Origin of the sequence: Paenibacillus sp. ACRRX, assembly GCF_022346885.1 — a bacterium.
In the GTDB taxonomy this organism is placed as follows: Bacteria; Bacillota; Bacilli; order Paenibacillales; family Paenibacillaceae; genus Paenibacillus_B.
The window spans coordinates 698,224-721,089 of sequence record NZ_JAKRNK010000002.1 but is presented as its reverse complement, the minus strand read 5'-3'; the positions used below and the strand labels follow the sequence as shown (position 1 = coordinate 721,089).

The following is a 22,866-nucleotide window of genomic DNA, read 5'->3' as shown; positions in this document are numbered from 1 at the left end:
AGAGTGGAGGGATTACAATGAGCGAGCAAGCATGGACGCCGCGACAAATCGTTGCTGAATTAGATAAATACATCGTAGGTCAGAAAAAAGCGAAGCGATCCGTTGCGATTGCACTACGCAACAGATACCGCCGCAGTTTATTGGATGAGTCGATTCGAGATGAAATCGTACCTAAAAATATTTTGATGATTGGGCCAACTGGTGTGGGCAAGACAGAGATTGCCCGACGATTAGCGAAGCTGGTCAAGGCTCCATTTGTCAAGGTGGAAGCGACGAAGTTTACAGAAGTAGGATATGTAGGCCGTGATGTGGAATCTATGGTTCGCGACCTTATCGAAACTTCTATTCGTATGGTGAAGCTGGAACGGACGGAGAAAGTAAAGGATAAAGCTGAGGAAATGGCTAATGATCGACTTGTTGAGCTATTGGTGCCATCTTCAGATAATCAAAAAAATCAGCGTAATCCGTTTGAAATGCTATTTGGACAAAATAACAATCAACAGGCGACAAAATCTGAGCCGGAACCAGACGCAGGCTTACAAGAGAAGCGGCGCAAAGTGAAATTTGATTTGCTGTCTGGCAACTTGGAGCAGGATATTGTCGAGATTGATGTGGAAGAAGCGACTCCAAATATGTTTGACATGTTTGCGGGACAGGGCAATGAGCAGATGGGGATGAATATGCAGGAAATGCTCGGAAGCCTTATGCCAAAGCGGACGAAGAAGCGTAAACTGTCCATTAAGGAAGCGCGTAAAGTGCTTACACAAGAAGAAGCAGGCAAGTTAATTGATATGGATGATGTAATACAGGAATCTATTCATCGTGCGGAACAGTCGGGTATTATTTTCATCGATGAGATCGATAAGATTGCTTCGGCCACACGTGGGTCAGGACCAGATGTATCCCGTGAAGGTGTGCAGCGCGATATCCTGCCCATCGTAGAGGGTTCTACGATCATGACGAAGTATGGTGCAGTAAAGACCGACTACATCTTGTTTATGGCAGCAGGTGCATTCCATATTGCGAAGCCGTCGGATTTGATCCCAGAGCTCCAGGGGCGTTTCCCGATTCGGGTCGAATTAACAAGTTTGTCCATGGAGGATTTCGTATCGATTCTTACGGAGCCTGAGAACGCATTAACTAAACAGTACGTGGAACTGCTAAAAACGGAACGCCTGGAATTGGAGTTTTCATATGATGCAATTGAAGAGATTGCCCGTATAGCCCAAAGTGTAAATCAAAATATGGAAAATATAGGGGCTAGACGCTTACACACCATTATGGAAAAGCTGCTCGAGGACCTCTCCTTTGAAGCGCCTGAACTAAATTTGGGGCAGTTTGTCATCACGCCAGAGTATGTCCGTGAAAAGTTAGTCGATATTTCACAAAACCGTGATCTTAGCCAGTATATTTTATAAAAACATGAACATATAGTCATATATAATACTTGTTTTGCACGCAGTATATATATGTTAATTAAATTGTTTTCCACTATTTGCCCTGTCTTTCAATCGAAAGATAGGGCTTTTTTCATATTGTTTTCTCTTGTAAAGTTTAAGATGATAAAAGTGCGCAATTTCAGACAAAATGTTTAATTTTGAGATGTCGAGTCGTTTTTTATGCAAGTTATGGCAAGGGATTTACGAATGCTCACGCCTGTCAGTAGTAATTTGTAATTTTTAATCGAATTTTGTCGATTAAAAGCAGGAAAAAGCAGTTTAACGTTGAATCATGAAATAAAGATTCATTTGTGGAGAAAGCGGGGGAGACCATGTGGATTTATTGAATGGCTTACAATTTAGACAACTTGAAGGTGCCATTCAGGCAGCTGCCGCAAGGCAGAACGCAACTGCCAACAATATCGCCAATGTAGATACACCATATTACAAGCGATCTGATGTTCAGTTCGAATCGATCCTTCGCGATCAAATGAATGGAGGATCGTTAACTGGCCGACGGACAAATGAAAAGCATTTTTATATTGGACCGTCACAAGGTGTGCCAGAGTTCAAAACCGTCCAAGACGAATCAACTGTTATGGGTAACAATGCAAATAACGTTGATATGGACCGGGAGATGGCGCTGCAGGCGGAGAACCAATTACGTTATTTTACATACGTACAGCAAGTCAATCATCACATTAACATGATGCGTACCGGTATGGATGTCAGGAGGTAAGTTGAGGAATGAACATTAGTAACAGCTTTCAGATCAGTTCTTCAGGATTAACGGCACAACGGTTACGGATGGATGTGATCTCTTCGAATATTGCGAATGGAGAGACAACTCGTGCTCAGGTAGTTAACGGGCAAGTCGTACCTTATCGTCGAAAAGTAGTTGTGATGTCGCAAACGCAGCCATCCTTTCAACAAACATTGGATTCTGCAATGCAAGGAACAAAATCAACAAGTGGCGTAAGAGTGAGTCGAATTCAAGATGATGCTTCGCCTTTTAAGCTTGTGTATCAACCAACCCATCCGGATGCGGATGCGAACGGTTATGTATCCATGCCGAATGTAGATATGGCTAGAGAAATGGTTGATATGATATCAGCTACTCGATCTTATGAAGCCAATGTCACAGCGTTAAATGCTTCAAAGTCCATGATTACAAAGGCATTGGAAATTGGAAGGGCATAACGGGCATTGAACTTGAACTAATGCGAAATGAGGGTACAGGATGATCACGAACACGATGATGTTGCCGATGCAACCATCTCAAGTGCAAGCCACAGTTAGTAACATCTCATCATCAGCTCCAGCAACACCAGCGGAAATGACCAAGTCATTTGGGGAATTTCTAGCGGATTCACTTCAACAAGTTGATGCACAAGAGCATCAAGTCCAAAGTATGAACAAACAATTTATGATCGGTGAAGTTAACGTAGACCAGCTCATGATCGCCTCAGAACGCGCGCTTCTAAGCTTACAGTTGACGACACAAGTACGAAATAAAGTAGTCGAAGCTTATCAAGAAGTCATGCGCATGCAAATGTAAAGACGTCTTGTCTTACACAGTTTTGGTGGGGTGACGAGAATTGAAAGAGAAAATAGGCCAGTATCGGGAACGAGCTTCTCAATACTGGAATCAATTTGGTAAAAGAACGAAGTGGATCCTAATATCCACCTTGGTACTGTTGGTTGTTGCGATTAGCTTAATAACCTATCAGCTATCTAAAACGGAATATGCGTTAGCATTCCGAGATCTGAACTCGAATGACGCAGCTGGAATTATTGAATATCTGAACACTAACAAGATACCTTACGAATTAAGTGCTGACGGCAGTTCAATTTCTGTCCCCGAGGCGTCTGCGTCCAAAGTAAAAGTAGACATCGGTGCACAAGGTATCGTTAAAAATGGCTCTATTGGCTTTGATTCATTTGGTGCCGACGGTCTTATGGGCGGCATGACGGATAACGTGTTTGATGTTCGTTACAAGGATGCCTTGAATGGCGAAATAGAACGACTCCTTCGGAACATGCAAGGGATTAACGATGCACAAGTACTGGTTAATCTGCCTAAAGAAAGTGTATTTGCAACAAATGAAGAACAACAAGCATCTGCATCTGTATTATTAAAGTTCAAACCAGGCTACAGCCCGAAACAAGAAGTTGTAGATGGATACTTTAATCTCGTCAAATCGGCAGTGCCTAACCTTACAGCTGACAACATTACGTTATCAAGCGATGAAGGACCTATGTATGCTTCCGGTTCGCCAGGTTCAGGGAAATCCGGAATTGCAAGTGAAGTCGAAGAGCAACTGGTCATCCAACGCCGCTATGAACGCGACTTGGGCGATAAAGTACGCAGCTTCTTAGCTGGTGTTGTCGGTCCCGAGAACGCAAATGTCTTGGTATCCGCCAATCTCAACTTTGATAAAGTGAACAAAGAAGAAAATATGGTGACTCCTGTTGATGCTGAGAACATGAAAGGTATTGAAATCAGTGTTCAAGAGCTGCAGGAAACATTCACGGGTAAAAGTGCGCAGCAAGGTGTAGCGGGTACAGGCAGTGAAGATGTTACCAATTACCCAGGTGCGACCGGAAACGGAGATACCTCATCAGAGAAGTCTCAGAAGACCGTAAACTATGAAGTGAACCGGATTAAAAACCTGATTCAGTCCAGCCCGTATGCTGTTAAAGATTTAACCATTCATGCTGCAGTTGAATCGCCTGATCTTACGGATGAGAAACTCAAATCCGTGGAGAAAGTTCTTCGTTCTATCGTAGCAGCTCAACTGAAAGAATCAGGCTCTACTATAACTGACGCGGAATTAGAAGGAAAAGTTTCTGTCATTTCACAAAATGGGACTAATGGCGGAGTTTTGAGTACGACTTCTATCCCGACTTGGGTATGGTATGGGGCTGGAGCACTTGCTCTATTGTTAATTGGTGGAGGAATTGCATTTGCAGTTGCTCGCAAACGCAAAAAGCGCGAAGAAGAATTTATCGATGAAGATGGAATGAGCTATATTCCAACGCATGTTGAACTTCCTTCGATTGATTTGGAATATGCAACAAACGAGAATCAGGTGCGCAAGCAATTGGAATCGTTGGCGAAGAAGAAACCAGAAGAATTCGTCAATTTGCTGCGGACTTGGCTAGTTGACGAATCGAGGTGAGCATAGATGGCTAGAAACAATCAAGGTTTAACAGGCAGACAAAAAGCGGCGATCTTGCTCATTTCATTAGGTCCTGAAGTATCGGCGCAAATATTTAAGCATTTAAGAGATGAAGAGATCGAGCAATTAACGCTTGAAATTGCAAATGTAAGAAAAGTTGACTCTGTTGATAAAGAAACCGTGTTAAGCGAATTTCATCAAATTTGTTTGGCGCAAGAATATATTTCGCAAGGTGGTATTACGTACGCCAAAGAAATATTGGAAAAAGCGCTGGGTGCTTCTAAAGCGGTGGACATTATTAACCGTTTGACGGCAACTTTGCAAGTTCGTCCGTTTGACTTTGCTCGCAAGGCTGATGCTTTGCAAATTTTGAACTTTATTCAGAACGAGAGCGCGCAAACTATTGCTCTCGTCCTATCCTATTTGCAGACCGAGCAGTCATCTCAGATCTTGTCATCGTTAAGCCCAGATAAACAAGCAGAGGTTGCACGCAGAATCGCGTTAATGGACAGCACTTCTCCAGAGGTAGTCAGTCAGGTGGAAAGTGTGCTTGAGCAGAAGTTGTCTGCTACAGTAACGCAAGATTATACAAGCGCAGGTGGTATCGAATCGATTGTCAATATCTTAAATGGCGTCGATCGCGGTACAGAACGTACCATTTTGGATTCTCTTGAAATCCAGGATCCTGAATTGGCAGAAGAGATCAAGAAACGGATGTTCGTGTTTGAGGATATTGTCAATATTGACAATCGATCGATCCAACGTATTATTCGGGACATTGATAACTCGGACTTGCAGCTTGCACTCAAAGTGGCAAGCGAAGATGTACGAGGTGTTATTTTCCGCAATATGTCGAAACGGATGGCGGATACTTTCAAAGAAGAAATGGAATTTATGGGACCTGTGCGGTTGCGTGACGTGGAGGAAGCGCAGACGCGCATCGTTGCTACAATTCGTCGCTTAGAGGAATCGGGCGAGATCATTATAGCGCGCGGCGGAGGAGACGATATCATTGTCTAACGTGATTAAATCTTCCCACTACATTCCTGTTGAACAAATGAGAATGCTGGAGGCAGTACGACGTCACCAAGAACGACTGTTAGAGCAACAAGAGCAGGCGGACGAGGAAGAACTAACGGGTGACAATTTGTTAGCCAAAGACACGCAGTTGGCTGCTTTGCGTCAAGATATTCTTGCAGACGCGCAAGCATTTGCAGAAGATCAAGTCCGAGTGGCATCAGAACAATCTGAACAGATGTTGGAAGATGCGCGTGCAGAGATCGAAGCCTGGTGGGATGAGCGCAGAACACAAGACGACGAGCTTCGCAGTGAGATTCAACAGCAAGCTCAGACCGAAGGATACGAAGCTGGAGTATCACAAGCCGAACAAGCTATTAAAGAGGCTTATGAGTTAAAAGTCAGCGAGGCGGGTGAATTGCTGAAGCAGGCCTATGCAGCAAAAGATCAATTGATTCAGGAAGCCGAACCTTTTGTTGTATCCTTGAGTTGTTCTATTGCGGAGAAGATTATTGATCAGCAACTGACGGTGCAGCCTGAGCTTATCTTGGAAATGGTGAAGAAGCAGCTATCGCGTAAGCGGGAAAGTGGAGTAATTACTCTTTGTGTATCTCCTGCGCAATTTATGTTTATCCATGCAGCACGCGAAGAATTAAGCATTGCGATTGATTCACAAGCGGAACTTCAGATTATTCCGGATGGAAGTGTTCAGGATCACGGCTGTGTCATTCGTTCGTCATTGGGAAGCATCGATGCGAGAATTGATACACAACTGGAAGAATTAAAGAAGGCGCTGATTCAAGTAGCCGTTCATCACGGGGAGCATGTCAACGATGAAATCTAATGCAGAGCACGTTTGGAATGTAGATAAATATACAGAGTTTCTCAAACACGTGGATCCCGTTCGCGTGAATGGAAAAGTAACTCAAGTTATTGGATTGACAGTAGAATCAGAAGGGCCAGATGCCAGCATCGGTGAGGTATGTTTTATTCATCCGAATAAAGGTAACGTCCCCTTAATGGCTGAGGTGGTAGGTTTCCGCGACAACAAAGTGCTGTTAATGCCGTTAGGTGAGCTTAACGATATTGGCCCAGGCTGTGATGTCGTTGGAACTGGCAAACCATTGACCGTACAGGTAGGATCGGAACTTCTGGGGAAAGTGCTGAACGGATTGGGTCAGCCTCTGGATGGGTCCTTCCTCCCAACGAGGATGGCCAAGTGTTCTACGTCGAACATTCCATCGAATCCGCTGAAGAGACCACGTGTTCAAGACCCCATTGGTGTTGGCGTACGTGCAATCGATGGGCTGCTTACGATTGGAAATGGACAGCGTGTAGGGATATTTGCTGGCTCCGGCGTTGGTAAAAGTACGCTGCTTGGTATGATTGCGCGTAATACCGCTGCCGATGTGAACGTCATAGCTCTTGTAGGAGAGCGAGGTCGAGAGGTACTCGAGTTTATCGAGCGAGATCTGGGTCCTGAAGGGTTGGCACGCTCGGTTGTTGTGGTGGCAACATCGGATCAACCAGCACTTGTTCGAATTAAGGGTGCGGTAATAGCAACTACGATAGCTGAATACTTCCGTGATCGGGGCATGAATGTCATGCTGATGATGGATTCCGTCACACGCTATGCGATGGCGATGCGGGAAGTAGGGCTTGCGATTGGTGAGCCGCCTGCAACCCGCGGGTACACGCCATCCGTATTTGCAAGCCTGCCCAAGCTGCTTGAGCGCAGCGGTACAGGCCCGAACGGCTCGATAACCGCATTTTATACGGTGCTTGTTGATGGTGATGACATGAACGAACCTATTGCTGATGCGGTGCGCGGGATATTAGATGGTCATATTGTGCTTAATCGTAATATTGCGCAAAAAGGACATTTTCCAGCGATCGATATATTGGCGAGTGTAAGTCGAGTCATGAAAGATATCGTACCTGAAGAACATCAGCTTGCGGCGGAACAATTAAAACGTTTGTTGGCCGTATATAGGGAATCAGAAGATCTCATTAATATTGGTGCGTATCAACGAGGTTCGAATGCTGCTATCGACGAAGCAATAGAAGCAATTGATGACATTTATGGTTTTACCAAGCAGCGTATCAATGAATCAATGTCATATGAAGAAACGATTGAGCGGTTGACCATGCAATTTCAAGGGAGATGAGTAGCGGATGCGCGCTTTTCAATACTCTTTTCAGAAAGTATTGGATCTGAAGACAAACACGAAAAAACAATCCGAGTGGATGCTTTCGCAGGCCATTGGACATTTGCAGATTGAAGAGGACCAATTGGTGCGAGTGAAGAATGAACGGAAAGAGGCTGCCGACACGCTACAGAGCATGATTGACTCAAGTGCCCCAGCTCATGAATTGCAGCTCTGGCAGCATTATATCGCCCATATGGATTCACAGATTTTTGCAGCCAATGAAAGAGTGCTGGCCGCTGAAGGGCGTGTTAGAGTCAGACAAGACAATCTGAAAGATTGCATGACAGATGAGAAGTTGTGGAAGAAAGCACGCGAGAAGGCGGAAGACCACTTTAAACAGCAACTTGCACTTATCGAACAAAATGAAATGGACGAAATGGCGACCGTACGTTTCCATATGGCAACTCGATAGAATTGTGACGGAAAAGGTTAACCGCCGCTGAAGCAGGAGGGATGGCAGTGGCTAAGGAAGTGCTGGAAGATAACGGAAGTCAGTATTCAGGTTTTGAACGATTTTTGTTTTTTGCAACGCCAATCTTGTTTACGATTGTGCTGTTAGTAGTCCTGCTAACGTTATTTAACGTCGACTGGCGAAATAATATTTTGAACTGGGCGCAGGATGTTCCTGTAATTAATAAAGTACTTCCTGCTCCAGATGAGAAGGAAGCAGAGAAAGACAGCAAGGACAAGAAAAGTAAAGAAGCAGCTCCTACAGAAGCAGAGCAAATTGCCGACTTGAAAAAGCTTCTGGCTTCCAAAGATAATGATCTGCGTGTGTTGGCCGAGAAACGTAAAACATTAGAGGACGAAGTCAACAAACTGACGCAGCAAGCCAATCAATCGGCGCAAAAACAAGAACAGCAGCGTGTAAACGCTGACCAGTATGATAAACAAGTGAAAGATCTCGCTGGTATGTATGCCAAAATGATGCCAAGCAAGGCTGCGCCAATACTAGAGAATTTGACGAAGGAAGAAATGGTTCTGGTGCTGCACGCGATGAAGCAGGAAGAACGCGTCAAAATACTAGAAAAAATGAATCCCAAAACTGCTGCGGAAGCATCTATTCAATTAAAAGATGTGCAGACGTCTGATAATTTGAAAATTGCTGCATTGCAGGCTCGTCTCAAGAAAAATGAAACGACTGCACCTGCAACAACAGGTTTGGACAAGACACAACTCAGCAAGACTTTCTCGAGTATGTCACCAAAGAGTGGTGCCAGCATCTTGCTAGAAACATCCAGAATAAATCCAGGAAAAGTCTTGGCCGTATTAAATGCAGTAGATGACGCAACACGCTCCAAATTGATTGATGCCATGACGGAAGCGGACAAGCAAGCAACTGCTAAGCTAGTGTCCAAGTTGTTCCCGAACAAATAAAGTAGCGTACTGCTGTGTTTGAAAGGAGGTGATATATATGTCAATGTCAGTTTCTTCAGTACCAACAGCTAATGCGGTATCCGGAGCAAGTGGCGTCTCCACAAAAGGAGGAGCTACTGATGCCGGTGTGTTTTTCGCCACTTTATCACAATGTATGAATACGGGTTCGACGGGTCAGGAAACAATGGCGTCTCTTATGCCACTGGTTGCTTTTGCCGAAGCAGGTTCGCTAACGGATGAAGCGCTTGGTTCACTTGACGAACTTATTCAATCTTTACTGGCTGCGCTGCAGAATAACGAGTCACAGCTAGAGACTGATCCAGCATTGCTTGAATTACTTCAGCAATGGATAGGTCAAGCACAGGCGCTGCTCACACCGCTGCAAGTAGATGTCACACCTGAGCAAGAGGCGTCAATTGATTTGCTCGCTAAGCAGCCTCAGACTGTTGCCTTTGTCGTTCGAGATCAACTGGAACAAATTCAACATTTGTTACGACAAGCGAACACGGGCACTACAGGAAATGCTGCATTGAATGAGCAAGCTGGCAAGTTGTTGCAGCAATTAGGTCAAGTGCTGAATCGACCTGCCGCACAAACGGATGCTGGATTATCGCAAGCTGCAGTTCCAGCCCAAGCACAGGCGGAAGTTGGTCATACAGCTGCTGTAGCCAAGGGGACAAACGTCAATTCACAAGCAGGGCAAGGTCAATCTTTCGCGAGCTTGATGGGAGGACAGGAGTCTACAGGTGTAACAGATGATGGATTGGACCTTAACAATCAAGTCATGACAGCAGGCCAATTTGCAATGAAAGCTGAAGGCTTAAATGCTACCAAGCAAGTTCCTGTTATTCGTGCACAGCATTTTGCTCAAGAAATGTCTGGATTTATGGTAAAACAAATGCTGATTACATCACGTAACGGTGTGTCCGAAGCCAAAATTACATTGTATCCAGAAAATCTGGGGCAAGTAAATGTGCGATTAACGATGCAGAATGGTCAGTTGGTGGCACAGTTTATGACGGAGCATGCTGCAGCTAAAGATATGCTTGATCAGCAAATGTCCATGCTGCGCGGTGCACTTCAGTCACAGGGAATTCAGGTAGAGAAGCTTGAGGTAAGTCAGCAGACTGCTGCTGCTTCAGAAGCTTCCATGTCCTTCTCTATGTTCCAAGGAGACAGACAACCTAATGCGAACCAAGAACAACGTTCTTCACGTCGTTCAGCGGGGGGCGGGGACGATAAAGAAAACAACGGAGAGCCGATAAACGGAGTAGATTCGGAAACGGCTCGAGCTGTTCAGTCCCTTACAGGGTCTTCCTTTACCGCTAGTGTGTAATTGGTCTCAATTAATCGAGTCATAAGGAGGTGTACACATTATGACTGCGAATGCAGGTGTGGTTAACAGCTTGTTGTGGCCGAACTACAGCAAAGAAAACCTGGATCGGCTCAAGCCGACAGGTGAGATGAAGCAGTTGGGTAAGGATGACTTCCTTAAAATCTTGATCACGCAGCTGTCTAATCAAGATCCTACTCAGCCACTGCAAGACAAAGACTTTATTGCTCAAATGGCACAATTTACGTCTGTGGAACAGTTGACGAACATTTCTTCGCAACTGAATTTCTTACAGCAATCGCTTGGAATGTCATCAAACCTGATTGGCAAGGAGATCTCTTGGATCGCAAAAGATCAATCAACTGGGGATGGTTCGGGCGAGACAGTAGTGTCATCTGGCGTGGTGGATTCGATCGTTGTTCGAGCGAATGTTCCATATGCTAAGGTCGGTGACGCTGAAGTTGAGTTAAAAGATATTACGGAGATTAAAGGTCCGCATGCTGAAAGTGGTGGCAATGGCGCTAATGCCAATGCAGGGGCCGCTGTCGGGGCGGGTGATAAGCAGTGAATATAAAGTTCCCGCTTGGAGGGATTGGCGCCAACACGCCGGTTCAACCGATACAGCAATCTTATCGTAAAGACAACAAACAACCGTTACATAACGGCCAGGACGTGTCGTTTAAGCAATTACTGAATCAGGAATTAATCCGATCAGATAAACTTAACTTCAGTCAACATGCTTCACAACGTATTCAGGAGCGCGGCTTAAAGATGACACCGGAGCTAGTCGGTAAAATGTCTGATGCGATTGAGCAGGCGGCTGCTAAGGGCTCCAAGCAGTCACTGCTGATTATCCAAAACGCAGCTTATATCGTTAATGTTCCGACACGTACAGTTATTACAGCGCTTGATGACCCTTTTAAGCAGGGGCATGTATTCACGGCAATTGATAGTGCTGTATGTATTGAATAACAGAAGCAAGGCAGGCTGGACCATTCTGGAGGCCTGTGCTCATGGAACGATTGAAGTGAGCAGAATGTGATCTATTTATAAAAAGGAGGAATAATTGGATGATTCGTTCGATGTATTCAGGTGTTTCGGGTATGCGCGGTTTCCAAACAAAGCTGGACGTAATCGGCAACAATATCGCTAACGTGAATACGACGGGCTTTAAAGCTGGTCGTGTCATGTTTAAGGATATTATGAGCCAGACGATGTCAGGCGTTACAGCACCTGAGGAAGGCGAGCGTGGCGGCGTTAATGCTATGCAGGTAGGCCTTGGAGTTCAAGTAGGTTCCATCGACACAGTCCACACAGGCGGTAGTGCGATGACAACAAACAAACCACTCGATTTGCGTATTGACGGAGATGGATTTTTTGCAGTCAAGCTGAACGGTGATCAAGAGGTACCGTTTTTGACTCGTGCAGGTGATTTTCATCTGGATGCAACGCGTCAATTAGTCACATCTGACGGTTTGTTGGTTTGTGGTGCAGACGGCGGTCCAATCCAGTTGGATGAAGACGTTACTGCATTTACCATCTCCCAAACGGGCCAAATTATCGCAAAACGGTCTGATGGTACAACAGAAGCAACGGATCTTCAAGTTGGGGTAGTAAAAGTAGTTAACCCAGAAGGTTTGGAGAAACTTGGAGGCAACTTGTACCGCACGACACCAAATGCGAATCCTGATGGAGAGATCGAAGTGGTAGCAGCTAACGATCCTACACTTGGAACGGGTGCTATCATTTCCGGTCAACTTGAAATGTCCAACGTTGATTTGACAAACGAGTTTACCGAGATGATCGTTGCACAACGTGGATTCCAGGCGAATTCACGTATCATTACGACGTCTGATGAAGTGCTGCAAGAAGTTGTTAATCTGAAACGATAACATTAAGATTGCAACGCCATGCCTGATAATCCTAAGCCGCTCTAGAGCGGCTTAGGAAATGGCGCGGTATAAGGGGGTAGAGGGACCATGATTCAAGTGACGAGATTAAACGGCTCTTCTGTATGGGTGAACGCGCTGCTTGTAGAGGCAGTTGAAGAAACACCTGACACTTACATCACACTTTTTAACGGTAAAAAACTAATCGTCTTAGAAAAGGCCCCTGAGATCATCCGCCTTATTACTGAGTACATACAAAAGGTCGGTGCGGTTGGAGGTACCATCAAGTTGCAATCAACGGAGGGACAATCATGAAACGAATGCTGCCATGGTTGGTAACCATGCTGTTGGCCATCACGTTAATCGCGCTTGTCTTTATTATGCTGATGAATTCGACGAACAGTTCGCCGTCGAAGGGCACTGACAGCGCGCAGGAAATGCAGATCAAACGACTTAGCGCAGATGAAATTGTAGAAATGACAGCTACGGTTACTGATGTAAAAACGAATCTGGCAACCAACGATTATGTGGTACTGACTGGATTTGCATTTCAGTTGGACAACAAGAAGACCAAAGAACAATTTGAGAAAATTAAGGATCTAAAGGTCAAGGCTGTCATCTTAAAGACGTTGGCAGATATGAAGCCTGAGGATTTACAAGGCACTAAAGGTCAGGATCAGTTATGCGCAAAGCTGCTGGATCTGATTAACAAGACATTGCCTGAAGGTAAAGTGATTCAAGTCGATATTACCGATTTTATTATGACTCGCATCTAGCATCTTACGAAATTGATGCAGCTGATACCTGTAAGGGGGTGAAACGATTGGTTGACGTTTTGTCGCAGAACGAGATAGATGCTTTGTTAGCAGCGCTGTCTTCTGGGGAAATGGATGCGGAGGAACTGAAAAAGGAAGAAACACAGCGTAAAATCCGTTCCTACGATTTCAAGCGAGCCGTTCGTTTTTCGAAAGATCATATTCGTACATTAACACGCATCCATGAAAATTTCGCGAGATATTTGACGACCTACTTCTCAGCGCAATTGCGCACATTTGTTCAAATTAATGTCGTTCAAGTCGAACAGTTACCTTACGATGAGTTTATTCGTTCTATACCGAAGATGACCATTTTGAACATTTTTGAAGCAGAGCCTCTAAAAGGCCGCATGGTGCTTGAAGTCAATCCGAACGTAGCTCTAGCCATGCTTGATCGTTTACTTGGAGGCGCAGGGCTCGCACCTTCCAAGATTCAAGGTTTGACCGAGATTGAAACGACAGTTATGGAGCGTATTTTTAGCAGAGCATTTGATAGTTTGCAAGAAGCGTGGAAGACGGTATTGGATATTCGTCCACGTCTTGAAAGTCTGGAAACCAATCCGCAATTTATGCAGATTGTGTCTCCCAATGAAACGATTGCCCTAATATCTTTAAGCACAAAAATCGGGGATACGACAGGCATGATCAATATATGTATTCCTCATGTCGTCATCGAGCCTATCATGCCGAAGCTGTCGGTGCATCACTGGTTTGTATCTGAGAAAAAAACAAGTGAACCGATAGAAATTGAAAAGCTGCGTGAACGTGTATCGCGAGCAGAGCTCCCAATAGTTGCTGAATTAGGTAATTCGCAAATAACGGTGCATGAGCTTATGCAGCTTTCGATTGGGGACGTCATCCCACTACGCAAAAAAGTAGAAGAGGGATTGACGATCCGTGTCGGGGATCGTGCCAAATATATTGGAACGCCAGGGAACGTTAAAGACCGGTTAGCTGTACAAATCGAGCAAGTGGTAGAGGAAGGAGTGGAAGAGCATGACGAGTAAAGAGTACTTGTCTCAGGAAGAGATCGATGCATTGTTGAGAAAGTCAGGAGAAGATTCCGTAGAAGCAACGCCAACTCCTTCAGTTGAACAGTTTCTAACACCTTTAGAGATTGATGCGCTTGGTGAAATTGGCAACATTACGTTTGGTAGCGCTGCTACTGCGTTATCTACTTTGCTTGGTCGTAAAGTTGACATTACAACTCCAATCATCAAATTGTTAGATAAGAAAAATCTGGAAAGTGAATTCCCGCATCCGCACGTAGCTGTTCATGTTCACTATGTGGATGGATTCCAAGGGGTTAATTCACTAGTGATTAAGACATCAGATGCCCAGATTATCGCTGACTTGATGTTGGGTGGAGACGGACGCAACGTTGCTGGTGAATTAAATGAAATTCATATTAGTGCAGTACAGGAAGCGATGAATCAAATGATGGGTTCATCAGCTACTTCCATGTCAACAATTTTCAATCAATTGGTTAATATTTCCCCTCCAGGCATCGGCATTTTAAATGCTGAAAAAGGGGAAGGGAATGAGATGCTGCCAGAAGATGACGTGCTGATCAAAATATCATTCCGCTTGACGATCGGCGATCTTATTGATTCTACAATTATGCAGTTATTGACCATCCCGTTTGCCAAAGACATGGTGAACCGCTTGATGGGTGCAGCGGAATCCATGACTGAGATGGAAACAGAGGCTCCCGCAGCAGTTGCCGTTGACCAACCGGTTTCTTCAGGACAGATCCCGAATACACCGACGCAGCCAACTGCAATGCCAAACCATTACGAGGAACATGTTGGAGGAGGATATCCGGTGGCTCATGAATCGTATCCGAATGCTCCGCAGCAACAGGCGAATATGCATGCTTCCATGAATGCACATCAAGGTTCAATGCATGGACACTATGCGGCAGCTTCAATGGGAACAGCACCTTCACGTCCAGTGAATGTACAGCCTGTTCAATTCGCAAATTTACAAACTTCGACATATGTGCCAGCTGATGATTCAAATATAAATTTATTGTTGGACATCCCGCTAAGAGTCACAGTAGAATTAGGTAGGACACACAAACAGATTAAAGATATTTTGGAACTATCACAAGGTTCTATCATTGAATTGGACAAGCTGGCAGGCGAACCTGTGGACATTCTGGTCAACAACAAGCTGATTGCCAAGGGTGAAGTCGTCGTTATTGATGAGAACTTCGGTGTGCGCGTTACAGATATCATTAACCAGTGGGATCGCATTCAAAAACTACAATAAAAGATTTAGGGAGGATTCTCAGCGATGGCAAACCGTATTTTAATCGTAGATGATGCAGCATTCATGCGCATGATGATTCGTGACATTTTAACTAAAAATGGTTACGAAGTCGTAGGTGAAGCAGCGGATGGTGCTCAAGCGATTGAAAAGTATAAAGAACACAAACCAGACCTCATTACAATGGACATTACAATGCCTGAGATGGACGGCATTACAGCATTAAAGGAAATTCGCAAGTCTGACCCAAGCGCAAAAGTAATTATGTGTTCAGCAATGGGACAACAAGCAATGGTTATCGATGCGATTCAAGCAGGAGCAAAGGACTTTATCGTCAAACCGTTCCAGGCTGATCGTGTTATTGAAGCGATTAAGAAAACGTTAGGATAAGGTATGGTTCCAGACACACAACTACAGCAAACGTCCGGTTTCGATTACATGGGTAGCTTGTTTACCGTACTGTTATCACTGGCTGTCATTATTATTCTGATTGTGCTATTCATCAAGTTGTTAAGCCGGAAAAATAAAATGTGGCAGATGAACCAGAGTATTCGTACGTTAGGCGGAACCGGACTAGGACAAAACAAGTCGCTGCAGGTGGTCGAAGTGGGAGATGTCGTATACTTGCTCGGTGTTGGTGAGGATATCACCTTGATCGACAAGGTAAGCGATCCTGAGCAGGTTGCACATCTTTTATCTACCTTTGAACGAGTACAGGTGGCACAAGGCGCTCTGCCTGTCTCTGTCTCGGCATGGATCAAGCAATTACGCAATAAGAGACGCTCCCACACGGATAATGCTGCGCCTCATCAAGAAGAGACGGACTCATCATCTGTATCCTTTCACGAGATGCTGCATGCGAAGCTGGAGAAACAGCCTGATCGCAGCGCTCGCGTGGAACGATTGTTGAATGACAATACCAAAGAAGATCGGTAGATGGATTCATGAAGAAGAAATGCTTAGTTGCTCTGACTGCAATGACCCTATTTTCTTGCTTTGCAGCCAATTGGGCGGGAGCAGCTCCTGTCATTCCCGGAATCGATATTAAGATCGGAGATGGCGGAGCACAGTCGGGCGTAACGTCGATGTCATTAGTGCTGTTAATTACGGTATTGAGTCTGGCTCCGGCTATTCTCATCCTCATGACTTCGTTCACTCGAATTGTGATTGTTCTGGGCTTTGTTCGTACTTCTTTAGGTACCCAGCAGATGCCGCCCAATCAGGTGTTAATCGGCTTGGCGCTCTTTATGACATTGTTTGTGATGTCCCCAACACTAGGTCAAGTTAACGAAGTAGCGCTGCAGCCTTATTTGAAGGGTGAAATTACCCAGACTGCTGCTTTAGAGAAAGCTGCAGTGCCAATGAAGAAATTTATGTTCTCTCATACGAGAGAGAAAGATTTACTATTGTTTATGAAATATACGAAGACAGAGAAGCCAAAGTCATATGAAGATATCCCGATTACCGTATTGGTTCCTGCTTATGCGATCAGTGAACTAAAGACGGCATTCCAGATGGGATTTATGATCTTTATACCGTTTTTGGTCGTTGATATGGTAGTAGCAAGTACCTTGATGTCAATGGGGATGATGATGCTGCCTCCGGTCATGATTTCATTACCTTTCAAAATACTGCTCTTCGTTATGGTAGATGGCTGGTATCTCGTTGTGAAGTCGCTCTTGATGAGCTTTAATACCTGAAGACGCTGCTTGGCAGTCCGGCAGCGATTCACGCGTGAATATCATTAGTGAGTGCAGGGAAGGGATCAGTCGATGAGTGCAGAGTTTATTATCGGATTGGCCGGCCAAGCAGTGTTTGCTGTATTAAAGATCAGCGCTCCGATGCTGATTGTAGCTCTGGTAGTCGGCTTGTTAATTAGTATATTTCAAGCGACAACCCAGATTCAAGAACAGACGCTTGCGTTTGTTCCAAAGATTGTCGCCGTGTTTATTATTATTTTAATTTTTGGACCGTGGATATTAACCACAATGATAGATTTTGCGTTTAATATTCTTAACAATTTGCATCAATATATCGGTTAGGCTGTGGAACCATGGAAATCGTAACTCAGGCGTTCCCTGTTTTTTTGCTTATGTTGTGTCGAATTAGCGCGTTCTTTGTCGCAGCACCTGTCTTTTCTTCGCGAGGCGTGCCGAATATGTTTAAGATTGGACTCGCTTTTTTTATCAGCATCATCGCCTATTTATTGTTTGGCCTGGGGCATAGTGTCCCTACGGATGGCACGTACATAATAATTGTTGTCCGTGAGATATTGATAGGGTTGCTCATTGGATTTATTGCGCAGTTGTTCTTTACAATTGTGCAGATTGCGGGTTCCTTTATCGACATGCAAATTGGCTTCGGGATCGCCAACGTTATCGATCCGCTTACTGGAGCTTCTGCACCGGTCATTGGTAATTTTAAGTACATATTTGTGGTACTGCTGTTTCTCGGTATGAATGGCCACCATTACTTTATCGACGGTGTGATGCAGAGCTTTAACTGGCTTCCCGTTAGCAACGATACTTTTTTTCAGCAGATCAGCAACGGCACTGTTCATCAGTTTGTACTGAAGTCGTTTGCTCAAGCTTTTATGATTGCGTTTCAAGTAGCTGCACCATTAATAGTTGCATTGTTTTTAGCAGATATTGCGCTTGGATTCCTGGCTCGAACTGCGCCGCAGTTTAACGTGTTTGTCATTGGGATCCCATTCAAGATTATTATCGGTTTGGCTATGTTGCTACTAATTGTACCGGGTTTTGTGTATGTGATGCAGCAAATATTCGAAACGCTGTTTAAAGCGATGGGCGAACTACTGCGTGTGCTGCCGGGAACGGGGGCCTAAATTAATGGAACATCTAAAACCTAAATATCGGCTCTCGTTGGATTTGCAGCTCTTTTCACAGGAGAAGACAGAAAAGGCAACACCTAAGAAACGCGATGATTCGCGGAAGAAAGGGCAAGTTGCCAAAAGTATGGACCTTTCGGGTTCATTCATTTTATTAATATCATTTATGAGTCTGTTTATGTTAGGCGGCTTTTTTAAGGAACGACTTATATCCATGTTCAGCGATCCGTTGCAGCATCGGCTTAACATGCAGTTGTCAGTGAACAATATTGTTGACTATTTTGGTCATTTATTGGTTCAGTTCCTTATTTTGCTTGCTCCAATCTTTATCGTTGCGGTTGTAATGGGATTGTTAGTGAATTACATGCAGATTGGCTTTCTATTTACTGGCGAGCCGCTAAAAATGCAATTCAGCAAAATCGATCCGATTAAGGGTTTTAAAAACATTTTTTCCATGCGTTCAGTAGTCGAATTCCTTAAGTCTATTATTAAGTTGACTGTGATCGGCGTGATTGCGTACATCTCCTTGTGGGGGGAACGGGATCGAATCATCGAGCTCAGTCATGTACCACTAGGCGGTATATTGTCTTATACGGCAGAACTTACAGTCATGCTGGGAATTAAGACAGGAGCAGCCTTAACGGTCTTGGCAGTATTCGACTATATGTATCAGAAGTATGAATTCGAGAAAAGCATCCGGATGTCGAAGCAAGATATTAAAGATGAATATAAGAAGATGGAAGGCGATCCGCTAATTAAAGGAAAGATCAAGGAACGCCAGCGTCGAATGGCTCTTATGAGAATGATGCAGGAAGTTCCAAATGCGGACGTTGTCATCACGAACCCGACGCACTTCGCCATTGCCTTGCGTTATGAGGGCAATTCGATGGAGGCTCCTAAAGTGATTGCGAAAGGACAAGATTATGTCGCTCTGAAGATAAAAGCAATTGCACAGGAGAACGGCGTCATGACTATGGAGAATAGGCCACTCGCGCGAGCGTTATACGAGCGAACTGAAATCGGCGATTCCATTCCGGCCGATTTGTTCCAAGCGGTCGCAGAAGTACTGGCATATGTATACAAATTAAAAGGCAAAGCAAAATGAGCGGACAGGGATGGAGGACAATTCCGTGAAAGCGAAAGCGAGAGACATATTCGTCCTGGTGGGCGTCATCGGCATCGTATTAATGATGGTTTTGCCGATACCCAAAGTATTATTGGATATTTTACTTATCATTAACATTTCAATAGCACTTATGATTTTGCTTATTGCGATGAATACGCGAGAAGCGTTGCAATTTTCCATCTTCCCAGCTTTGCTGCTGATCACAACGTTATTCCGATTGTCTCTGAATATTTCGACCACTAAGCTTATCTTAAGTGAAGGGGAAGCAGGAGACGTTGTTCACACGTTTGGTGAGTGGATTACACAAGGAAATATTGCTGTAGGTATGGTTGTCTTTCTAATTCTAGTAATCGTTCAGTTTATCGTTATTACGAAAGGATCTGAGCGCGTCGCAGAGGTGGCTGCTCGCTTTACTTTGGATGCAATGCCAGGTAAGCAGATGGCGATTGATGCGGATTTGAACGCAGGTCTAATTAACGAGATGCAAGCGAAAGAACGACGACAAAAGATTGAACGCGAAGCAGACTTCTTCGGGGCGATGGACGGTGCCAGCAAATTTGTCAAAGGGGATGCCATCGCAAGTATTATTATTCTAATTATAAATCTCTTAGGCGGATTTATTATCGGAATGGCCATGCATGGCATGGACTTTGGCACGGCAGCTCAGACTTATTCCATTCTCTCCATTGGTGATGGACTTGTGAGCCAGATTCCGGCGCTTCTTATTTCGACTGCTGCGGGTCTAATCGTTACACGTTCCGCATCAACAGGCAATCTGGCTGAGGATCTGAGTTCACAAGTGCTCGCTTATCCTAAGTTGTTGTACATCGTATCCGCCACAATTGCTATGCTTGGCTTATTTACTCCAATCGGCCCGCTTGCTACTTTGCCGTTTGCAGGATTGATGGGTTATGCAGGTTATAGAATGCAGCAGACGCTGGATCGAAATACGATATCTGAGGAGCAGCTTGAAGAAGAGCAGCAGATTGAAGAAGTTCGGAGTCCAGAAAGCGTCATTAATTTGCTGCAGGTGGACCCGATCGAGTTCGAATTCGGCTACGGCTTGATACCACTTGCTGATGTTCAGCAAGGCGGGGATCTGCTCGATCGTATCATCATGATTCGTCGCCAATGCGCACTGGAGCTAGGACTAGTGGTACCAGTGATTCGTATTCGCGATAACATTCAGCTTAAACCTAATGAGTATGTCATTAAGATTAAGGGTAATGTTGTGGCGCGAGGGGAATTGCTGCTTAATCACTACTTGGCGATGAGTCCAGGTTATGACGATGAGACTGTAACAGGCATTGAGACGGTAGAGCCTGCATTTGGTCTGCCGGCATTATGGGTAGACGAAACGATGAAGGAACGAGCAGAGATGTCTGGTTATACGGTCGTTGACCCGCCTTCTGTTGTGGCTACGCATTTGACGGAAATGGTTAAGAAGCATGCGCATGAACTAATTGGCCGTCAAGAAACAAGGGCATTGGTTGATACGGTCAGAGAGCAGTATCCTGCCATTGTCGATGAGTTAATTCCGAATATTCTGTCCATCGGTGATGTACAGAAAGTACTTGCCAAGTTGTTACGTGAGAAAATATCTATTCGTGATCTCGTATCCATATTCGAAACACTGGCGGATTACGGATCTTACACTAAAGATCCTGACGTATTAACGGAGTATGTAAGACAAGCGTTAGCGCGTCAGATTACGCAGCAGTTTGCTGTGCCAGGCGAAACACTTCGTGTCATAACGGTTGGACCAACGCTGGAGAAGAAAATTGCAGACAGTGTGCAGCAAAATGAGCATGGCTCTTATCTGGCAATGGACCCAGGAACGACACAGCAAGTGTTCCAACGGTTTCAAGATCAGATTGGCCGTATTATTCAATCAGGTTATCAGCCTATTGTGTTGGCATCTCCGACGATACGGATGTATCTTCGTCAGCTTATGGAACGTGCCATGCAAGATATACCGGTATTGTCATATAACGAATTAGAGCCAAATGTTGAAATTCAGAGCGTTGGAGTGGTGAATGTATGAGGGTGAAAAAATACCTGGTCGAGACGATGCCGGAGGCTATGAGCCAAATTCGTCAAGAGTTAGGAAAGGACGCCGTCATTGTCAGCACAAAAGAGGTTAAAAGCGGCGGAATTCTAGGCATGTTTGCGAAAAAGATGATTGAAGTCACAGCAGCAGTCGATGATTCCCCGGCTAAGCAGACTCCACAACCTAGGCCTGCGGCAAGACCTGCTGTCCCAGCCGCAATGGCTCGCAATGCCTATGCTGGTAAGCCGCCTAATCCACCGAAGTCGCCAGCTGTCACACAACGGCATGAGCTTGCCTCACCTGCTGCTGATCAGCTAGACGAAGCGTTGTTTAAGGACTTGCTGCAAGAATTACGTGGCGGTGGCGAAGCAAAACCTGCTGAGCCCACACAGATAGCACCAGCCACTATAACTAATTCCGTTAAGGCTCCTGTTACACAGCAGGAGCCTTGGCGGGATGAAATACGTGAAGTAAAAGAGATGGTTAAGTCTATGCTGCGTAAATCAGAGCATGAGAACTGGACAGCTTATGCGAAACAATTGGAGACACGATTGTTGGAGCAGGGAATTACTTCTGAGCTTAGCTACAGCATTATTGATCGTGCGATGTCTAGCTGTCGTACGGAAGGCTCCGCTGAACCAGCACCAACGCTGCTTCACAGTCGTGTGGAAAGCGTACTAGAAGAAAAATTGGCTCGTCAATGTAAGCCAGGCCTCTCACGAAGCACTAACGTCGTGTATTTTGTAGGTGCTACAGGTGTAGGTAAGACGACAACGATTGCCAAGCTTGCAGCGGACCAGATGTTCCATCATCAACGCAAAGTTGGATTTATTACTTCTGATACGTACAGGATCGCAGCTGTTGAACAGCTACGTACCTATGCGTCCATACTGAATGCTCCAATTGAAGTGGTTACTTCGCCTAATGACTTGCAGCGTGCACTGGAATCATTGCAGGATTGTGATCTTATCCTGATGGACACCGCTGGACGCAACTATCGGAATGACATGCATGTCAATGAGATTAATTCAATGTTGAAGCCTGTCGAAGGCTCCGAAACGTTCTTGGTGTTAAGTCTAACGTCTAAGACCGAAGACATGATGGCGATTATTAACCGATTTGCGAAACATACGATAGATCGCATTATCTTTACGAAAGCGGATGAGACCGACACTTGTGGTTCTATCGTTAATTTGACTGACAAGACGGATATTCCTTTTAGCTATGTGACTTGCGGTCAGAATGTGCCAGATGATATTAAGTCGTTTGAGCCGAAGGAAATCATTCGTTTGCTGTTAGGGGATTGACA

The 22,866-nt window shown here is 44.9% G+C and carries 26 protein-coding genes; all 26 read left to right on the top strand.

The features are described 5' to 3' along the window. Positions 1–17: 17 nt before the first annotated feature. The 26 genes from hslU (at position 18) to flhF (ending at position 22,864) form a co-directional block, all read left to right on the top strand. The gene (gene hslU, locus MH117_RS08710; RefSeq protein WP_239328275.1) at positions 18–1,418 is read left to right on the top strand and encodes an ATP-dependent protease ATPase subunit HslU; all 1,401 of its coding nucleotides are present in this window, start codon (positions 18–20) and stop codon (positions 1,416–1,418) included. A 355-nt stretch (positions 1,419–1,773) separates the two neighbouring features. After that, entirely contained in the window at positions 1,774–2,178 is a 405-nt protein-coding gene (gene flgB / locus MH117_RS08705; protein ID WP_239328274.1) for a flagellar basal body rod protein FlgB, read from the top strand. A gap of 8 nt (positions 2,179–2,186) precedes the next feature. Further along, a complete protein-coding gene (flgC, locus tag MH117_RS08700) occupies positions 2,187–2,639 on the top strand; it encodes a flagellar basal body rod protein FlgC (protein ID WP_239328273.1) in 453 nt (150 codons plus the stop codon). A gap of 40 nt (positions 2,640–2,679) precedes the next feature. Beyond that, entirely contained in the window at positions 2,680–2,997 is a 318-nt protein-coding gene (gene fliE / locus MH117_RS08695; protein ID WP_239328272.1) for a flagellar hook-basal body complex protein FliE, read from the top strand. Between the two features lie 40 nt (positions 2,998–3,037). Next, positions 3,038–4,621, top strand: a complete 1,584-nt coding sequence (gene fliF / locus MH117_RS08690) for a flagellar basal-body MS-ring/collar protein FliF (protein WP_239328271.1) — start codon at positions 3,038–3,040, stop codon at positions 4,619–4,621. A 6-nt stretch (positions 4,622–4,627) separates the two neighbouring features. Further along, positions 4,628–5,641, top strand: coding sequence for a flagellar motor switch protein FliG (fliG, locus tag MH117_RS08685; RefSeq protein ID WP_239328270.1), 1,014 nt, complete (start codon positions 4,628–4,630; stop codon positions 5,639–5,641). Between the two features lies 1 nt (position 5,642). Then, positions 5,643–6,482, top strand: coding sequence for a FliH/SctL family protein (locus tag MH117_RS08680; protein WP_343224456.1), 840 nt, complete (start codon positions 5,643–5,645; stop codon positions 6,480–6,482). Continuing rightward, positions 6,472–7,806: a flagellar protein export ATPase FliI gene (fliI, locus tag MH117_RS08675; protein ID WP_028545154.1), complete on the top strand. Its 1,335-nt coding sequence runs from the start codon at positions 6,472–6,474 to the stop codon at positions 7,804–7,806. The genes MH117_RS08680 and fliI overlap by 11 nt, the downstream gene beginning before the upstream one ends. A gap of 7 nt (positions 7,807–7,813) precedes the next feature. Next, on the top strand, positions 7,814–8,260 hold the full coding sequence (gene fliJ / locus MH117_RS08670; protein WP_239328268.1) for a flagellar export protein FliJ: 447 nt from the start codon (positions 7,814–7,816) through the stop codon (positions 8,258–8,260). A 47-nt stretch (positions 8,261–8,307) separates the two neighbouring features. Then, positions 8,308–9,225: a MotE family protein gene (locus tag MH117_RS08665; protein WP_239328267.1), complete on the top strand. Its 918-nt coding sequence runs from the start codon at positions 8,308–8,310 to the stop codon at positions 9,223–9,225. A 37-nt stretch (positions 9,226–9,262) separates the two neighbouring features. Further along, positions 9,263–10,561: a flagellar hook-length control protein FliK gene (locus tag MH117_RS08660; protein ID WP_239328266.1), complete on the top strand. Its 1,299-nt coding sequence runs from the start codon at positions 9,263–9,265 to the stop codon at positions 10,559–10,561. Positions 10,562–10,601: 40 nt separating this feature from the next. Beyond that, positions 10,602–11,126: a flagellar hook capping FlgD N-terminal domain-containing protein gene (locus MH117_RS08655; RefSeq protein ID WP_239328265.1), complete on the top strand. Its 525-nt coding sequence runs from the start codon at positions 10,602–10,604 to the stop codon at positions 11,124–11,126. Next, positions 11,123–11,530 (top strand): TIGR02530 family flagellar biosynthesis protein, encoded by a 408-nt coding sequence (locus MH117_RS08650; protein ID WP_239328264.1) that lies wholly within the window; start codon positions 11,123–11,125, stop codon positions 11,528–11,530. Before MH117_RS08655 ends, MH117_RS08650 begins: the two co-directional genes overlap by 4 nt. Before the next feature lie 98 nt (positions 11,531–11,628). After that, a complete protein-coding gene (gene flgG / locus MH117_RS08645) occupies positions 11,629–12,450 on the top strand; it encodes a flagellar basal body rod protein FlgG (RefSeq protein ID WP_239328263.1) in 822 nt (273 codons plus the stop codon). An 87-nt stretch (positions 12,451–12,537) separates the two neighbouring features. Beyond that, positions 12,538–12,762: a flagellar FlbD family protein gene (locus MH117_RS08640; protein ID WP_028545161.1), complete on the top strand. Its 225-nt coding sequence runs from the start codon at positions 12,538–12,540 to the stop codon at positions 12,760–12,762. Next, positions 12,759–13,223 (top strand): flagellar basal body-associated FliL family protein, encoded by a 465-nt coding sequence (locus MH117_RS08635; protein WP_239328262.1) that lies wholly within the window; start codon positions 12,759–12,761, stop codon positions 13,221–13,223. Before MH117_RS08640 ends, MH117_RS08635 begins: the two co-directional genes overlap by 4 nt. 47 nt (positions 13,224–13,270) lie before the next feature. Next, a complete protein-coding gene (gene fliM, locus MH117_RS08630; protein ID WP_028545163.1) occupies positions 13,271–14,269 on the top strand; it encodes a flagellar motor switch protein FliM in 999 nt (332 codons plus the stop codon). Continuing rightward, positions 14,259–15,536 (top strand): flagellar motor switch phosphatase FliY, encoded by a 1,278-nt coding sequence (gene fliY, locus MH117_RS08625; protein WP_239328261.1) that lies wholly within the window; start codon positions 14,259–14,261, stop codon positions 15,534–15,536. Before fliM ends, fliY begins: the two co-directional genes overlap by 11 nt. Positions 15,537–15,560: 24 nt before the next feature. After that, positions 15,561–15,923 (top strand): response regulator, encoded by a 363-nt coding sequence (locus MH117_RS08620; protein ID WP_239328260.1) that lies wholly within the window; start codon positions 15,561–15,563, stop codon positions 15,921–15,923. 3 nt (positions 15,924–15,926) lie between these two features. After that, on the top strand, positions 15,927–16,469 hold the full coding sequence (locus tag MH117_RS08615; protein ID WP_239328259.1) for a flagellar biosynthetic protein FliO: 543 nt from the start codon (positions 15,927–15,929) through the stop codon (positions 16,467–16,469). An 8-nt stretch (positions 16,470–16,477) separates the two neighbouring features. Then, complete coding sequence (gene fliP / locus MH117_RS08610; RefSeq protein WP_028545167.1) at positions 16,478–17,233, top strand: flagellar type III secretion system pore protein FliP; 756 nt, start codon at positions 16,478–16,480, stop codon at positions 17,231–17,233. Between the two features lie 72 nt (positions 17,234–17,305). After that, positions 17,306–17,575, top strand: coding sequence for a flagellar biosynthesis protein FliQ (fliQ, locus tag MH117_RS08605; RefSeq protein ID WP_028545168.1), 270 nt, complete (start codon positions 17,306–17,308; stop codon positions 17,573–17,575). Positions 17,576–17,586: 11 nt separating this feature from the next. Continuing rightward, positions 17,587–18,378, top strand: a complete 792-nt coding sequence (gene fliR / locus MH117_RS08600; protein WP_028545169.1) for a flagellar biosynthetic protein FliR — start codon at positions 17,587–17,589, stop codon at positions 18,376–18,378. Between the two features lie 4 nt (positions 18,379–18,382). After that, entirely contained in the window at positions 18,383–19,486 is a 1,104-nt protein-coding gene (flhB, locus tag MH117_RS08595; RefSeq protein WP_239328258.1) for a flagellar biosynthesis protein FlhB, read from the top strand. A gap of 25 nt (positions 19,487–19,511) precedes the next feature. After that, the gene (gene flhA, locus MH117_RS08590) at positions 19,512–21,551 is read left to right on the top strand and encodes a flagellar biosynthesis protein FlhA (RefSeq protein ID WP_239328257.1); all 2,040 of its coding nucleotides are present in this window, start codon (positions 19,512–19,514) and stop codon (positions 21,549–21,551) included. Continuing rightward, a complete protein-coding gene (gene flhF, locus MH117_RS08585; RefSeq protein ID WP_239328256.1) occupies positions 21,548–22,864 on the top strand; it encodes a flagellar biosynthesis GTPase FlhF in 1,317 nt (438 codons plus the stop codon). The genes flhA and flhF overlap by 4 nt, the downstream gene beginning before the upstream one ends. The last annotated feature ends 2 nt before the right edge of the window (positions 22,865–22,866 follow it).

Coding starts and splice junctions, on each gene's coding strand:
- fliI (WP_028545154.1), top strand. CDS start 6,472: ATGAAATCTAATGCAGAGCACGTTTGGAATGTAGATAAATATACAGAG.
- fliY (WP_239328261.1), top strand. CDS start 14,259: ATGACGAGTAAAGAGTACTTGTCTCAGGAAGAGATCGATGCATTGTTG.
- flgG (WP_239328263.1), top strand. CDS start 11,629: ATGATTCGTTCGATGTATTCAGGTGTTTCGGGTATGCGCGGTTTCCAA.
- flhF (WP_239328256.1), top strand. CDS start 21,548: ATGAGGGTGAAAAAATACCTGGTCGAGACGATGCCGGAGGCTATGAGC.
- MH117_RS08615 (WP_239328259.1), top strand. CDS start 15,927: ATGGTTCCAGACACACAACTACAGCAAACGTCCGGTTTCGATTACATG.
- flgC (WP_239328273.1), top strand. CDS start 2,187: ATGAACATTAGTAACAGCTTTCAGATCAGTTCTTCAGGATTAACGGCA.
- MH117_RS08660 (WP_239328266.1), top strand. CDS start 9,263: ATGTCAATGTCAGTTTCTTCAGTACCAACAGCTAATGCGGTATCCGGA.
- MH117_RS08655 (WP_239328265.1), top strand. CDS start 10,602: ATGACTGCGAATGCAGGTGTGGTTAACAGCTTGTTGTGGCCGAACTAC.
- fliE (WP_239328272.1), top strand. CDS start 2,680: ATGATCACGAACACGATGATGTTGCCGATGCAACCATCTCAAGTGCAA.
- fliR (WP_028545169.1), top strand. CDS start 17,587: ATGGAAATCGTAACTCAGGCGTTCCCTGTTTTTTTGCTTATGTTGTGT.
- fliJ (WP_239328268.1), top strand. CDS start 7,814: ATGCGCGCTTTTCAATACTCTTTTCAGAAAGTATTGGATCTGAAGACA.
- hslU (WP_239328275.1), top strand. CDS start 18: ATGAGCGAGCAAGCATGGACGCCGCGACAAATCGTTGCTGAATTAGAT.
- fliP (WP_028545167.1), top strand. CDS start 16,478: ATGAAGAAGAAATGCTTAGTTGCTCTGACTGCAATGACCCTATTTTCT.
- fliG (WP_239328270.1), top strand. CDS start 4,628: ATGGCTAGAAACAATCAAGGTTTAACAGGCAGACAAAAAGCGGCGATC.
- MH117_RS08635 (WP_239328262.1), top strand. CDS start 12,759: ATGAAACGAATGCTGCCATGGTTGGTAACCATGCTGTTGGCCATCACG.
- flhB (WP_239328258.1), top strand. CDS start 18,383: ATGGAACATCTAAAACCTAAATATCGGCTCTCGTTGGATTTGCAGCTC.
- fliQ (WP_028545168.1), top strand. CDS start 17,306: ATGAGTGCAGAGTTTATTATCGGATTGGCCGGCCAAGCAGTGTTTGCT.
- MH117_RS08640 (WP_028545161.1), top strand. CDS start 12,538: ATGATTCAAGTGACGAGATTAAACGGCTCTTCTGTATGGGTGAACGCG.
- MH117_RS08620 (WP_239328260.1), top strand. CDS start 15,561: ATGGCAAACCGTATTTTAATCGTAGATGATGCAGCATTCATGCGCATG.